This window comes from Kitasatospora sp. NPDC087314, from assembly GCF_044744365.1.
Taxonomy (GTDB): domain Bacteria; phylum Actinomycetota; class Actinomycetes; order Streptomycetales; family Streptomycetaceae; genus Kitasatospora.
The window spans coordinates 36,486-50,716 of record NZ_JBIUYE010000021.1 but is presented as its reverse complement, the minus strand read 5'-3'; the positions used below and the strand labels follow the sequence as shown (position 1 = coordinate 50,716).

The window sequence follows — 14,231 nt, the reverse complement described above, 5'->3', positions numbered from 1 at the left end:
AGACAAAGCCCTAGCCGTACGGGCGGCGGAGGCCGCCCCCGGGGGACGATGCACCATGCCGAAGCACACCGGCCGCGCACCGCGGCGCCGACCCGCACCGGTCGGCGCCGCGGTGCTCGTCGTGCTCGCCCTCGCCGCGACCGCCTGCGGGCCGGACGACTCCGGCGCCGCCGCGGCCGCCCCGCCGCCGACCCTCCCCAGGTCGGCCCCCACCAGCCTGGGCGACCTGGCGGGCTGGAAGCTGGAGGACTGGGGCCGGTTCGTCGCCGACAGCGGCTTCGCCAACGAGGTGGCCCCGGGCTTCTGGTCGACCGCCCGGATGGCGGCCGCCAAGGGCCGGCCCACCCCGGAGTACCCGCTCACCGCCGCGCCGGGCGACGACCGGCCGGCCACCCCGCCGGCCGCCGTCGCGGCCACCCCGCAGCCGCACCCGTACGGCCCGGCCGGCGCCGTGGTCGGCCGACTCTTCGTCACCACGCCCCAGGGCGACGCGGCCTGTTCCGGCACGGTGGTATCCGACCCGGTCAACCCGGGCCGCAGCAACCTCGTCTACACCGCCGCGCACTGCCTGCACGACGGCAAGGGCGGCAACTGGCTGAAGAACATCGTCTTCGTACCCGGCTTCAACCGGGACGGCCAGGCGGTCCGCGGCCGGCCGTTCACCGAGCAGCAGGCCGCCCCGTACGGCCGGTGGACGGCGGTGCGTGCGCTGGTGTCGCCGACCTGGCTCAAGGAGAGCGGCGTCGGCGCCCACCACCAGTACGACTACGGGATCATCCGGGTGCGCGGCGAGGGCGACTCCGGCACCTCGCTGGAGGAGGCGGTGGGTGGATCGGTGCCGGTCTGGTTCAACGCCCCGCGCGACCAGATCACCTCGGCCGCCTCCTACGGATACCCGGCCGAGCGGCCGTTCGACGGCCTGGAGCTCGACCGCTGCGACTCCCCGGTCCCGCCGGCCAGGATCTCCTTCGACCGGACCCGCCCGCCGATGTACGTGCTCGGCTGCAGCATGACCGGCGGCTCCAGCGGCGGCGGCTGGTTCATCACCAAGGACGGCAAGCCCAACCTGATCAGCGTCACCGCGATCGGCAACCGCAACCCGTCCGCGCACCTGGCCGGCCCCTCGCTGCAGGACCAGGCGAAGCAGGCCTTCGACTACTTCGCCAAGAACGTGAAGTAGCCCCGGCCCGCGAAGACCCACAGCCGCACCCGCGAGGGGCCCCCGGACTCGCGTCCGGGGGCCCCTCGTCGGCTCGGCGCCTCAGCCCTGCAGCGCCACCGCGTAGCGCTCCAGCTCGGCGGCCAGCTCGGCCGACACCTTGGCGTGCACCAGCGTGCCCTCGCCGGTGTGCTCGGTGGCGAGCAGCTCGCCCTCGGCGTGCACCCGGGAGACCAGCCCGCCCTGGGTGTAGGGCACCAGGGCCCGCACCTCGACCGCCGGGCGCGGCAGCTCGTCGTCGATGAGCTTCAACAGCTCCTCGATGCCCGCGCCGCTGCGGGCCGACACCACGATGGCGTGCGGCTCGCGGCGCAGCAGGCGCTGCAGCACGTGCGGATCGGCGGCGTCCGCCTTGTTGATCACCACGATCTCCGGCACGTTCTGCGCGTCGACCGAGACGATGACCTCGCGGACGGCGGCCAGCTGCGTCTCCGGCTCGGGGTGCGAGCCGTCGACCACGTGCAGGATGAGGTCCGCGTCGGCGACCTCCTCCATGGTCGAGCGGAACGCCTCGACCAGGTGGTGCGGCAGGTGCCGGACGAAGCCGACGGTGTCGGCCAGGGTGTAGACCCGCCCGCTCGGGGTCTGGGCCCGGCGCACGGTCGGGTCCAGGGTGGCGAACAGGGCGTTCTCCACCAGCACGCCGGCACCGGTGAGCCGGTTGAGCAGGGAGGACTTGCCGGCGTTGGTGTACCCGGCGATGGCCACCGACGGCACCTGGTGGCGCTTGCGCTCCTGGCGCTTGGTGTCGCGGCCCTTCTTCATCTCGACGATCTCCTTGCGGAGCTTCGCCATCTTCTCGCGGATCCGGCGCCGGTCGGTCTCGATCTTGGTCTCACCGGGACCACGGGTGGCCATGCCGCCGCCGGACGAGCCGGAGCCGCCACCACCCATCTGCCGGGACAGCGACTGACCCCAGCCGCGCAGCCGGGGCAGCATGTACTGCATCTGGGCGAGCGAGACCTGCGCCTTGCCCTCCCGGGACTTGGCGTGCTGGGCGAAGATGTCCAGGATCAGGGCCGTCCGGTCGACGACCTTGACCTTGACCACGTCCTCCAGCTGGATCAGCTGGCCGGGGGTGAGCTCACCGTCGCAGACCACGGTGTCGGCGCCGGTCGCGGCGACGATGTCGCGCAGCTCCTTCGCCTTGCCGGAGCCGATGTAGGTGGCGGCGTCGGGCTTGTCGCGGCGCTGGATCACACCGTCCAGCACCTCGGAGCCGGCCGTCTCGGCGAGCGCGGCGAGCTCGGCCATCGAGTTCTCCGCCTCCTCCAGCGTGCCGTCGGTCCAGACGCCGACGAGCACCACGCGCTCCAGGCGGAGCTGGCGGTACTCGACCTCGGTGACGTCCTCGAGTTCGGTGGAGAGGCCGGCGACCCGGCGCAGGGCGGCACGCTCGCTGCGGTCGTACTGGTCGCCGTCGTAGTGGTGGCCGAGGTCCTCGTCGATGGCCGCGAGATCCTCGTCCATGAGGGCTTCCGCCCGCAGACCGTCGAGGCGGCGCGGGGCGTCGGCGTGGTCGCGGGTGTCGGACGTGGAGGTCATTCTGTCCTTTGGTCGCTGGTGCGGGTGGCCGGTGGGGACCGCACGTACGGTCCTACCCGGAGTCTGCCCAGCTGCCGCCCCGGTTACCGTCCGGGCGAGGTGAGCTACCCCTCAGGTCCTTGGGCGCCACCGGGGCTCCTGTGCCCTGAGAACGCCGTGGACCGGCCGTGAATTCCCCATGATGGTCGCACGCCCGGCGCCGGCCGGTCATCCCCATTTCCCCCGGGTTCCCGGGCACCGCCGCCCTCGGGGGCCTGCGGCCGGCTCACGTCGTACACCCCGGAGACCCTGAGCATCGCCCGCATCAGCGTGGGCAGCGCGGCCGGCTCGGGCAGTTCGACGGTGTAGGTGTGCCGGACCCGCAGCTCCTGCGGCGGCTCGACCTCGGCCGAGACGATGCCGACTCCCTCGGCGGAGATGGCCGCCGTGAGGTCGGCGAGCAGCCGGGGCCGGTTGAGCGCCTCGGCCCGCAGGGTCGCCCGGTGGCCGTCCGCCGGGGCGCCCTCCGGCTGCCAGCGGACGTCCAGCTCCGCGCGCCCGGCCGCGCGCATCCGCTCCCCGGCCGGACAGCCGGTGCGGTGCACGGCGACGGCGCCGCCGCGGATCGGGTAGCCGACCACCTCGTCCGGCGGGACGGGCGTGCAGCAGCGGGCCAGCCGCACGGGCGCCCCGGGCCGGCCGGCCACCGCGACCGGGGCCGACCGGCGCTCGGCGGCCCGGTGCGCGGGCGGGGCGGGCTGGCCGCTGGAGGGGCCGGTGCGCACCACCGGCAGCCGCGCCGGATGGTCGGCGAGCCAGCGTTCGATGGCCAGCCGGGCGGCCGGGGTCCGGGCGTGCGCGAGCCACTCGGGCGAGGGGCCGGAGGGTTCGGCGGCGCGCGGCCCGTCCTCGGTGTGCACGCTCCCGGTGGGCAGCGTCTCGGTGAGCACGGCGAGCCGGTCGCCGTCCTGCAGGACGGTGGAGAGCGCGGTGAGCCGGCCGTTGACCCGGGCGCCGATGCAGCGGTGGCCGGTCTCCTCGCCGAGCAGGTAGGCGGCGTCCACGCAGGTGGCGCCGGCCCTCAGCTGAAGCGTTTCGCCGCACTCCGTCACGACGGTGATCTCGCGGTCGCCGGCCAGGTCGGCGGTGAGCGCGGACCAGAAGGCGTCCGGGTCCGGGGTCTCCTGCTGCCACTCCAGCAGCCGGCTGAGCCAGCCCGGCCGGGCCGGGTCGGTGCGGTCGAGCTCGTCGGCGTCCTGGACGGCGCCGGCCGGCTCCGGGTCGCCGAGCGCGACCACCCCGGTCTCGGCGACCTCGTGCATCCGCCGGGTGCGCACCAGCACCTCGACGACCGTGCCGCCGGTCAACGCCACGGCGGTGTGCAGCGACTGGTACAGGTTGAACTTGGGAGCGGCGACGAAGTCCTTGAACTCGCCGGGCAGCGGCGTCCAGCAGGTGTGCAGTTCGCCGAGCACGGCGTAGCAGTCGGCGTTCTCCTCGACCACCACCAGCAGCCGCCCGAAGTCGGCCGGCTGCGGCCCCTGCGGCTGCCCGTCCCGCCCGGGCGCGGCGGCCCGCTTGAGCAGCACCCGGTGCAGCGAGACGCAGTGCCGGGGCCGGACGGTGACCTCGGCGGCCACCCCGGTCTCGGCCAGCTGGCGGGCCAGCAGCCGGGCGAAGGGTTCCAGCAGGGCGTCCGGCCGGCTCTCGTGGCCGGACATCAGGGCCCGGGTGCGGGCGTACTCCTCGGGGTGCAGGGTGGCGAAGACGATGTCCTCCAGCTCCGCCTTGAGGACCTGGATGCCGAGCCGTTCGGCCAGCGGGATCAGCACGTCCCGGGTGACCTTGGCGATCCGCACCTGGCTGGCCGGCTTCATGTGCCGGATGGTGCGCATGTTGTGCAGCCGGTCGGCGAGCTTGATCACCATCACCCGGACGTCGTCCCCGGTGGCGACCAGCATCTTGCGGAAGGTCTCGGCCTCGGCGGCGGCGCCGAAGTCGACCTTCTCCAACTTCGTCACCCCGTCGACCAGATAGGCGACTTCGGGCCCGAACCCGGCGCCGACCTGATCCAGCGTCAACTCGGTGTCCTCGACGGTGTCGTGGAGCAGTGAGGCGACCAAGGTGGTGGTCCCGGCGCCGAGTTGGGCCAGGATCATGGTGACGGCCAGCGGATGGGTGATGTACGGCTCGCCGCTCTTGCGCTTCTGGCCGCGGTGGCTGGCCTCGGCGAGCCGGTACGCCCGGGCGAGCAGGCCGAGGTCGGCCTGCGGATGGTGTTCGCGGTGGACCCGGACCAGCGGTTCGAGGGCGTCCGGGACGGGCGGCCGGCCGGTGGCCAGCAGGGCGGCCCGCCCGGCCCGGCCGAGCGCGGCCCGGCCGAGTTCCCCCAGGGGCCGCCTGGCCCCGGCTTGCCGTGCGGACGTCGGCTGCCCCGTCAGGGGCTGCCCGGCTTCGATGGTCATCGGCGCACCTCCGGCAGCGATCACCGGCCGCCACCCCGCCGAGGGGCGCCTTCCCGGTGGTCCATGCTACCGAGCAGAGCACGTTCCGCGTTGCCTTGCTTCCCGTCCGCGACAGGCGTCACCCGAACGGGCGGATTCGCCGCCGTACGAAATGGGCAAACCGGGCCGTCAGCCCGTCAGCTCGGCCCACCAACGGGCGTCGATCTCGCCGGCGGCCACGATCACCGCCGGGCCGGTCTTCTCGATCCGGCCGTCCGGGTGCTCGGTGATGACCAGTCGGCCGCCCGGCACGTCCACGGTGTAGGTGGCCGGCTCGCCGGTGACCGCCGGGTCGACGCCGTCCCGGCGGATGGCGGCCACCGCGACGGCGCAGGTGCCGGTGCCGCAGGAGCGGGTCTCGCCGGAGCCGCGCTCGTACACCCGCATGGCGACGTGCCGCGGCCCGCGGTCCACCACGAACTCGACGTTCACGCCCTCCGGGTAGGCCCCTTCGGGGGTGGTGAGCGGCGCGGAGTACAGGTCCCCGGCGTCGTCCAGGCTCGCCACGAAGGCCACCGCGTGCGGGTTGCCCATGTTGACGTTCAGCGCGGGCCAGCGCCGCGCGCCGACCGCGACCTCGACGCCGTCCGGCCCGGGCAGCCGGGCCCGGCCCATGTCGACGGTGACCTCGCCGGGCGTGCCGTCCGCGGCGTCCTCGGCGACCCGCACCGTCCGCACCCCGGCGCGGGTGGCGATCGCCAGCTCGCCGGGCTCGGCCAGGCCGGCCTCGACCAGGTAGCGGGCGAAGACCCGCACGCCGTTGCCGCACATCTCGGCGATGCTGCCGTCGGAGTTGCGGTAGTCCATGAACCACTCGGCCCGGTCGGCCTGGTCCGCGGCGGCCGGGTCGGCGGCGGAGCGCACCACGCGCAGCAGCCCGTCCCCGCCGATCCCCGCCCGCCGGTCGCACAGCGCGGCAACGGCCGCGGGGCCGATCGCCAGCTCGCCGTCCGGGTCCGGGACGATGACGAAGTCGTTCTGGGTGCCGTGCCCCTTGAAGAAGGGAACGCCGACCGGCTGCGGGGAGGATGCGCTCACCCTCCCGATGGTACTGAACCGGTGCGCCCGCCACCGGGCCGGTCCGATGGGCGGATCAGCGCAGGTAGGCGACCCGCCAGACGGCCAGCACGCAGGCCGCCAGCGCGATCAGGGTGTAGGCCACGATCGCCTTCCAGCCGGCCCGCTGCCCGGAGCCGCGGCGCGGCAGGCCCGGCCACTTGTACCCGGCGTGCCGCGCGGCCATCGCGCCCCAGCCGACCGAGGCGGCGGTGAACAGCAGCCCGAGCATGCCGACCATGGTGGAGCGCGCCCCGGCCGAGCCGAAGGCGAGCGGGAAGGCGAACATCAGCGAGCCGAGGGTGCCCAGCAGGGCGATCGGCAGGGTCTGCCACCAGCGGAGCCGGCGCAGCGGTCGGATCTCCCGCTCGTGCACCGCGCCCGCCGGGGTGCGGGTGTCCAGGGCGGGCAGCGCGACCGCGTACGAGGTGGGCGCGTCCAGGTCGGTCAGCACGGGCAGGTCGCCCCTCGTCGACTCGTCGGCCGGTGCGGTGACACTCCCGCTCTGACCCGATTCGGGGCCGGTACCCGTCGACACGCGGCCTCCCCTGACAGTTCGACACGAGCGGACTCGCGGTCGGGCACGGTCGGCCCGCGCGGCCGACCCCTACGGCTTCGATGATGGCATGTCCAGACGGGCGTTCCGGGCCTGACCGGCGTCGACGGGTGATCCGTGGCCATCACGTGATCGGCCCGTGACCGCCGGTTCGTCCTGCACGGCCACCTGCGCGCGCAGGTGCACCGCCGGATTGGCCGGAACCCGTCTACCCGGCCGGAACCTCCTGACGGTCGATCAGTTCGAGGGAGCGTTCCAGCAGCTCGACGGGGTCGGTGCCGACCGGGCGGGACAGCCAGTGGATCCTGCCGTCGCGACGGAACCAGGACTCCTGGCGGCGGGCGAAGCGCTTGGTGGCCCGGACGGTCTCGGCCCGCGCCTCGTCCTCGGTGCACTCGCCGGCGAAGTGGTCCAGCACCTGCTGGTAGCCGAGCGCCCGGGAGGCCGTCCGCCCCTCCCGCAGCCCGGTCCGCTCCAGCGCGCGCACCTCGTCCAGCAGTCCGGCCTGCCACATCCGGTCGACCCGCAGCGTGATCCGCTCGTCCAGCTCGGGGCGCGGCACCGCGACGCCGATCTGCACCGCGTCGTAGACGGCGGTGTTGCTCGGCAGGTTGGCGGTGAACGGCTGCCCGGTGATCTCGATGACCTCCAGCGCCCGGACGATCCGCCGCCCGTTGCCGGTCAGGATCGCCTCGGCGGCCGCCGGGTCCAGCTCGGCCAGCCGCCGGTGCAGCGCGTACGGGCCGTCCTGCTCCAGTTCGGCCTCCAGCCGGGCCCGGACCGCCGGGTCGGTACCGGGGAACTCCATCTCGTCGATCGCCGCCCGGACGTACAGCCCGGAGCCGCCGACCAGGACGGGCGTGCGCCCGGCGGCGAGCAGCCGGTCGATCTCGGCCCGGGCCAGCCGCTGGTACTCGGCGACGCTGGCGGCCTCGGTGACGTCCCAGACGTCCAGCAGGTGGTGCGGCACTCCCCCGCGTTCGGCCGTGGTGAGCTTGGCGGTGCCGATGTCCATGCCCCGGTACAGCTGCATCGAGTCGGTGTTGATCACCTCGCCGCCGAGGCTGCGGGCGAGGGCGACGGCCAGATCGGACTTGCCGGCGGCGGTCGCGCCGACGATCGAGACGACGCGGGGCTGGACGGTGCGGGAGCTGCTCACCGCTCCAGTCTCGCAAAACCGCCGCCGCACCGGAGACCGGGCTGCCCGCCGGCCCCGACTGCGCGACGATATGACTGTTTCCGGACATTTCCGCAGTTGGAGCCGGTTTGCGAACGGTTCGGCGGCGACGAGCGTTGTGCAGGAGACAGGGAAGAAAGGGTGAGATCGCCATGGGTCTGATGGACAACCTCAAGGGCAAGGCCGGGGAGCTCAAGGACAAGGCCAGTGAGCTCGCGGGCAAGCACAGCGAGCAGATCGAGCACGTGGTGGACAAGGCCGGTGGCGCGATCGACAAGGCGACCAAGGGCAAGTACAGCGACAAGATCGAGCACGGTGCCAGCAAGGCGAAGGGCGCGGTGGACGACTTCGCCCACAAGCCGAAGCCGGGCGACCACGGGCCGGCCGGCGGCAACGGCCAGGGGCCGCAGTCCTGACGTCCCCCGCGGTGCTCAGCTCCAGGAGGCCACCAGGTACCCGACCCCGTACGGGGCGTCCTGGTAGGCGAGCCGCGCGGTGAGGCCGGCGCCCTCCGCGGCGCCGGCCAGTACCTGCCAGGGCGCCCGGCCCTCGGCCTTGAGCTCGGCGGCCAGGGCGGGGTCCAGGGCGGCGAGGGCGGGCAGGTCGGCGGAGCCCAGGGCGGCGGCCAGCACGGCGTCGAAGCCCTCGGCGCGCTCGTCCAGGTAGCCGGGCGCCTTCACCGAGCGGCAGGCGCTGCCGTCGCCCACCACCAGCAGGGCGACCCGGTCGGCCAGCTGGGCCAGGCCCTGGCCGAGCCCGAGCATCCGGTCGGCGGGCGCGTCGGCGGGCACCGCGCAGGCGTGCGTCGGCAGGGTCACCCCGGCGCGCTCCAGCAGCCAGGCGCCGACCGTCAGCGAGGGCGCCAACTCCGGCCCCTCGATCCGGCCGCCGGGCAGCTTGGCGACCAGCGGCACGCCGTAGCGCTGGAAGGAGCCCGCCCCTCCCTCGGTCCACACCTCGGCCGCCGGACCGGCGCCGACCACCACGACCAGGTGCGGGTCGGCCGCGACCAGCGCCGCCAGCGCCTCGTCGCAGGCGGCCCGCAGCGCGTCCAGCTCGGCGGCCGCCCCGGCGGCGACCTCGGGTACGAGCAGCGGCGGACAGGGGCACACGGCGGCGGCTACCAGCATGTGGATCACTCTAACCGCGAACGACGGCGGCCCGGCGGGACTCGAAGATCCCGCCGGGCCGCCGTTCGAAGCGGGCCGTCAGTCGCCGCAACAGCCGCCCGCCGGGGCGACGAGCGGCAGCGCGGCCGGGGCACCGATGGTCGGCAGGCCGAGCATCACCCCGGCCGGCTTGGCCGCGGGCTTGGCCTGGCGCTTCTCCCAGGCGTCGCCGGCCCGGGTGCGGCGCACCGCGAGCGTCGGGCCCTCGGCGAGCAGGTGGTGCGGGGCGGCGTAGGTGATCCCCACGGTCACCATGTCGCCCGGGCGCACCGGCTCGGCCGGCCTGGTGAAGTGGACCAGCCGGTTGTCGGGGGCGCGGCCGGAGAGCCGGTCGGTCCTGTCGTCCTTCTTGCCCTCGCCCTCGGCGACCAGGATCTCCAGGGTCCGGCCGACCTGCTTCTTGTTCTCCTCCCAGGAGATCTCCTCCTGGAGGGCGATCAGCCGGTCGTAGCGGGCCTGCACGACGGCCTTCGGCACCTGGTCCGCCATCTCGGCGGCCGGGGTGCCGGGGCGCTTGGAGTACTGGAAGGTGAAGGCGTTGGTGAAGCGGGCCTCGCGGACGACGTGCATCGTCTGCTCGAAGTCCTCCTCGGTCTCGCCGGGGAAGCCCACGATGATGTCGGTGGAGATGGCCGCGTCCGGCATCGCCGCGCGGACCTTGCCGATGATCCCGAGGAAGCGCTCCTGGCGGTAGGAGCGGCGCATCGCCTTGAGGACGGTGTCCGAGCCGGACTGCAGCGGCATGTGCAGCTGGTGCATCACGTTCGGCGTCTCGGCCATCGCGGCGATCACGTCGTCGGTGAAGTCCCGCGGGTGCGGCGAGGTGAAGCGGATCCGCTCCAGGCCCTCGATCTGGCCGGCGGCGCGCAGCAGCTTGGAGAAGGCCTCGCGGTCGCCCAGGTCGGAGCCGTAGGCGTTGACGTTCTGGCCGAGCAGGGTCACCTCGATGACGCCCTCGTCCACCAGCGCCTCGATCTCGGCGAGGACGTCGCCGGGGCGGCGGTCCTCCTCCTTGCCGCGCAGCGCCGGGACGATGCAGAAGGTGCAGGTGTTGTTGCAGCCGACCGAGATGGCGACCCAGGCGGCGTACGCGGACTCGCGGCGGGTCGGCAGCGTGGAGGGGAAGGTCTCCAGCGACTCCAGGATCTCGACCTGGGCCTTGCGCTCGACCGCGGCCCGCTCCAGCAGCGCCGGCAGGTGGCCGATGTTGTGGGTGCCGAACACCACGTCGACCCAGGGGGCCTTGCGGACGATGGTGTCGCGGTCCTTCTGCGCGAGGCAGCCGCCGACGGCGATCTGCATGCCCTTGTGGCGGGTCTTGACCGGCGCCAGCTGCCCGAGGTTGCCGTACAGCTTGTTGTCGGCGTTCTCCCGCACCGCGCAGGTGTTGAACACGACCAGGTCCGGGTCGCCGTCCTGCCCGGCCTTGACGTAGCCCGCGTCCTCCAGCAGGCCGGACAGCCGCTCGGAGTCGTGGACGTTCATCTGGCAGCCGTACGTGACGACCTTGTAGCTCTTCAATCCGCTCTCACCGCTCACCAGACCAGGGTACGGGCAGCCGCGAAGCGCTTTTCCCCCGCCGTTGCGCGGGCGCTCACCCCCGGGCCCCGGCCCGTTCCTCCCGCCGACCCCTCCCGTTCCGCCGGGCGGCCTGGCAGTATCCCTGCATGGCCCCCACCACCCCGTCCCGTCTCGGCGCCGCCGTCCGCACCGCGGCCCGCAGCCCGTTGTGGCGGGCGGTCCTGGTCCTGGTGCTGCTGGTCGCGGGGCTGGGCGGCTGGTGGCTGTCGGCGGGCCGCTCGCCCGGGTACCCGCGCGGCGAGACGCGCTTCGCGACCGGCGTGCAGCGCGGCGTCTACGACCGGTACGGCCAGTTGCTGGAGGGCCACGTCGCCAAGGCGATGCCGGGGGTACGGCTGGCCCTGGACAACACCGAGGGCTCGGTCGACAACCTGGCCCGGGTGACCAGCGGCCAGGACGACTTCGCGATCGCCACCGCCGACGCCGTCGCCGACTACCAGGGACCCGGCAAGGACCGGCTGCGGGCGATCGCGCGGCTGTACGACGACTACCTCCAGCTGATCGTCCCGGCCTCCTCCCCGGTGCACAGCACGGCCGACCTCAGGGGGCTACGGGTCGGCGTGGGCCTGCCGCAGTCCGGGGTGAACCTGGTGACCAGGCGGCTGCTGGCCGCGGCCGGCCTGGACCCGGACCACGACATCGTCCCGGTGTCGGCGGGCGTCGGCGACGCCGCGGACCAGCTGCGCGAGAAGAAGCTCGACGCCTTCTTCTGGTCCGGCGGCCTGCCGACCAGCGCCCTCACCGACCTGTCCGACCACGTGCGGATCCGGATCGTGCCGCTGGGGGACCTGGCCGGGGCCCTCCACAAGATGGAGGGCGGCGGCACCGACGCCTACCGGGCGGCCACCATGCCCAAGGGCACCTACCCGAACGCCGACCCCAAGGACGCCGTCGCCACCGTGGCCGTGCCCAACCTGCTGATCACCCGGGACGACGTGGACCCGGGCCTGGTCGAGGGCATGACCCGGGCGGTGATCGACAGCCGCGACCAGATCGGCTCCCAGGTGCACGCCGCCCAGCTGGTCGACCTGCGCACCGCCGTCTACACCGACCCGCTCCCGCTGCACGAGGGCGCGGCGCGCTACTACCGCTCGGTGAAGCCGTAGGGGCCACCACCGCCCGGTGACGCCGCAGGGCGCTACCGCGGCACCGCCAGCGTCACCGCGAGCCCGGTCGGCTTGACCGGGGCGAAGCCGAGCGAGCCGCCGCCGGCCGCCAGCAGGGTGCGGGCGATCGACAGGCCCAGCCCGGAGCCGTCCACGTTCTGGTGCCGCGGGCTGCGCCAGAACCGGTCCCCGGCGCGGGGCAGCTCGTCCTCGGCCAGGCCGGGCCCGGCGTCCGTGACGGTCACCGCGACCTCGTCCCGGCGCACCGAGACCTTCAGCCGCACCCGGCTGCCGGCCGGGCCGAACTTGAGCGCGTTGTCCACCACGGCGTCCAGGGCGGAGCCGAAGCCGATCGGGTCGGCCATGCCGAGGGCGAGCGCCGGGCCCTCCCAGCACAGCTCGATCCCGCGCTGCTCGGCCACCGGCCGCCAGGCGTCCACCCGGGCCAGGGTGAGCGCGGCGAGGTCGGTCTGCTCGGGTTCGGGGCGGGCGTGCTCGGCGGTGGCCAGGCCGAGCAGGTCGTCCAGCACCCGGGCCAGCCGGGCGCCCTCCTCCCGGACGCCGCCGAGCTCCTCCTCGTGCCCCTCGGGCAGCTCCAGGCCGAGCACCTCGACCCGCAGCAGCAGGGCCGCCAGCGGGTTGCGCAGCTGGTGCGAGGCGTCCGCGACGAAGGCCTTCTGCTGGTCCATGGCGAGCACCACGTGGTCGGCCATCTCGTTGAACGAGCGGGCCAGCCGCTGCAGCTCGGGCGGCCCGCCGCCGGGCGCGACCCGGGCGGCCATCCGGCCGGTGGCGATGTCGTGGGTGGCCCGGTCGAGGGTGCGGACCGGGCGCAGCACCCACTCGGTGAGCCGGACGGCCAGCAGCACCGCGACGATCATCGCGGCGGCCTCGCCCGCGCCGATCACCAGCCAGCTGTGCAGCATCCGGGTGCGCAGCGCCCCGGTCGGGGACTCGCTGAGCACCACCGCGACCACGTCGCCGTCGCGCACCACCGGGGTGGCCACGGTGAGGGTGCGGTCGCCGGTCCACGGCCAGACCTGCGGCGGGTTGTGGCTGCGCCGCCCGTCCAGCGCCTCCTGGAAGGCCTGCGCGCCCCAGCCGCCGGAGGGCACCCGCCAGTCGGCGGGTGCGGCGGCGATCGGCAGGCCGTCGCGCTGGAAGATGCCCAGCCGCACGCCGTACAGGTCGTGGTAGCGGCGGACCTCGGCGTCGATCGCGTGCCGACGGCTGGCGTCGCCGGGGGCGGGCTCCGGGTCGCCCTTGAGCGCGGACTCCACCACCGAGGGGCCGGAGGTGGGAAGGTCCTGGGCGAAGCGGGCGGCGTCGTCGAGCCGGTCGACGACCACCCTGCTCTGCTCGGCCGCCGCGACCGCCGCCGCGAGCGGCAGCCCGAGGGCGGCCAGGACGCAGAGCATGAGGGCGATCAGGATCCCGAGCAGACGGGTACGCACGAGCGGTCAGTGCTCCGCGGGGGCGGACGGGGCCGGGCCCGCGGCGGACGCCGGGGACTCGGGGATCAGGCGGTAGCCGACGCCGCGGACGGCCTCGACCAGCCCGGGCAGCGCGAGCTTGTTGCGCAGCGAGCCGATGTGCACCTCCAGGGTGCGCCCGTTGCCCTCCCAGCCGCTGCGCCAGACCTCGCTGAAGATCTGCTCGCGCCGGTAGACCACCCCGGGGCTCTGCGCGAGCAGGGCGAGCAGGTCGAACTCCTTGCGGGTGAGCGGCACGTCCCGGCCGTCCACGCTGACCCGGCGGCGCTCCCGGTCTATTCGGATGCCGCGGGACTCCAGCGGGCCGCGCTGCTGCGGGACGGCGTCGGGCGCGGGCACCGCCACCGAGGCCGGGGCGAGGCCGCGGCGGGCTACCGCGTGGATGCGGGCGAGCAGCTCGCCCATGTCGTAGGGCTTGGTGACGTAGTCGTCGGCGCCCAGGTTGAGGCCGTGGATCCGGGAGCGGATGTCGGCGCGGGCGGTGACCATGATCACCGGGACGCCGCTGCCGGCCCTGATCCGGCTGCACACCTCGAAGCCGTCGCGGTCCGGCAGCCCGAGGTCGAGCAGCACCACCCGGTACGGGTCGTTGCCGTCCGGCACCAGGGCGTCCAGCGCCTCGTGCCCGCTGCGGGCGTGCCGGACCTGGAAGCCGTGCCGGCCCAGCACCGCGACCAGCGCGGCGGCCACGCGTTCGTCGTCCTCGACGAGCAGCAGTCGCATCCTGTTCTCCTCCTTCCCCCACCTGATCACCGGGGCCCACCCGGTCGGGTCCCGGTCCTGCGCAGTATGGGCCAGCGGGCGGCCGGACGCCAGGCTCGGCCGCCCAGCGGGCTCCCCCGGGAC

General features: G+C 74.6%; 12 protein-coding genes. 3 read left to right on the top strand and 9 right to left on the bottom strand.

The genetic code is table 11. The features are described 5' to 3' along the window. Window positions 1–55 precede the first annotated feature (55 nt). Window positions 56–1,180 carry a trypsin-like serine peptidase gene (locus ACIO5E_RS35495; protein WP_400676020.1) on the top strand — a complete coding sequence of 375 codons (1,125 nt, stop codon included), beginning with the start codon at window positions 56–58 and terminating at the stop codon, window positions 1,178–1,180. Between the two features lie 81 nt (window positions 1,181–1,261). On the opposite strand, the gene hflX is transcribed toward ACIO5E_RS35495, so the two are convergent. The 5 genes from hflX to miaA all read right to left on the bottom strand — a co-directional run bounded on the left by hflX (window position 1,262) and on the right by miaA (window position 8,018). Beyond that, a complete protein-coding gene (gene hflX, locus ACIO5E_RS35490) occupies window positions 1,262–2,764 on the bottom strand; it encodes a GTPase HflX (protein WP_280685745.1) in 1,503 nt (500 codons plus the stop codon). A gap of 104 nt (window positions 2,765–2,868) precedes the next feature. Then, window positions 2,869–5,208, bottom strand: coding sequence for a RelA/SpoT family protein (locus tag ACIO5E_RS35485; protein ID WP_400676017.1), 2,340 nt, complete (start codon window positions 5,206–5,208; stop codon window positions 2,869–2,871). 168 nt (window positions 5,209–5,376) lie between these two features. Continuing rightward, window positions 5,377–6,285 carry a diaminopimelate epimerase gene (gene dapF, locus ACIO5E_RS35480; RefSeq protein ID WP_400676016.1) on the bottom strand — a complete coding sequence of 303 codons (909 nt, stop codon included), beginning with the start codon at window positions 6,283–6,285 and terminating at the stop codon, window positions 5,377–5,379. Window positions 6,286–6,340: 55 nt separating this feature from the next. Continuing rightward, a complete protein-coding gene (locus ACIO5E_RS35475) occupies window positions 6,341–6,841 on the bottom strand; it encodes a hypothetical protein (protein WP_400676014.1) in 501 nt (166 codons plus the stop codon). A 226-nt stretch (window positions 6,842–7,067) separates the two neighbouring features. Then, window positions 7,068–8,018, bottom strand: coding sequence for a tRNA (adenosine(37)-N6)-dimethylallyltransferase MiaA (gene miaA / locus ACIO5E_RS35470; RefSeq protein ID WP_400676012.1), 951 nt, complete (start codon window positions 8,016–8,018; stop codon window positions 7,068–7,070). A gap of 170 nt (window positions 8,019–8,188) precedes the next feature. Between miaA and ACIO5E_RS35465 the strand changes: the two genes are divergently transcribed. Next, complete coding sequence (locus ACIO5E_RS35465; protein ID WP_400676010.1) at window positions 8,189–8,452, top strand: antitoxin; 264 nt, start codon at window positions 8,189–8,191, stop codon at window positions 8,450–8,452. 15 nt (window positions 8,453–8,467) lie between these two features. Here ACIO5E_RS35465 and ACIO5E_RS35460 read toward each other — a convergent pair whose 3' ends face one another. Further along, window positions 8,468–9,166 (bottom strand): class III extradiol dioxygenase subunit B-like domain-containing protein, encoded by a 699-nt coding sequence (locus ACIO5E_RS35460; protein ID WP_400676008.1) that lies wholly within the window; start codon window positions 9,164–9,166, stop codon window positions 8,468–8,470. Between the two features lie 78 nt (window positions 9,167–9,244). Beyond that, window positions 9,245–10,744, bottom strand: coding sequence for a tRNA (N6-isopentenyl adenosine(37)-C2)-methylthiotransferase MiaB (gene miaB / locus ACIO5E_RS35455; protein WP_400676006.1), 1,500 nt, complete (start codon window positions 10,742–10,744; stop codon window positions 9,245–9,247). Window positions 10,745–10,872: 128 nt separating this feature from the next. Here miaB and ACIO5E_RS35450 point away from each other — a divergent pair, with 128 nt between their 5' ends. Then, a complete protein-coding gene (locus ACIO5E_RS35450; protein ID WP_400676004.1) occupies window positions 10,873–11,892 on the top strand; it encodes a TAXI family TRAP transporter solute-binding subunit in 1,020 nt (339 codons plus the stop codon). 32 nt (window positions 11,893–11,924) lie between these two features. Here the strand turns inward: ACIO5E_RS35450 and ACIO5E_RS35445 are convergent, their stop codons facing one another. Both ACIO5E_RS35445 and ACIO5E_RS35440 read right to left on the bottom strand, forming a co-directional pair. Continuing rightward, entirely contained in the window at window positions 11,925–13,346 is a 1,422-nt protein-coding gene (locus tag ACIO5E_RS35445; protein WP_400676002.1) for a sensor histidine kinase, read from the bottom strand. Window positions 13,347–13,352: 6 nt separating this feature from the next. After that, window positions 13,353–14,108, bottom strand: a complete 756-nt coding sequence (locus ACIO5E_RS35440) for a response regulator transcription factor (RefSeq protein WP_400676000.1) — start codon at window positions 14,106–14,108, stop codon at window positions 13,353–13,355. Between the last annotated feature and the right edge of the window lie 123 nt (window positions 14,109–14,231).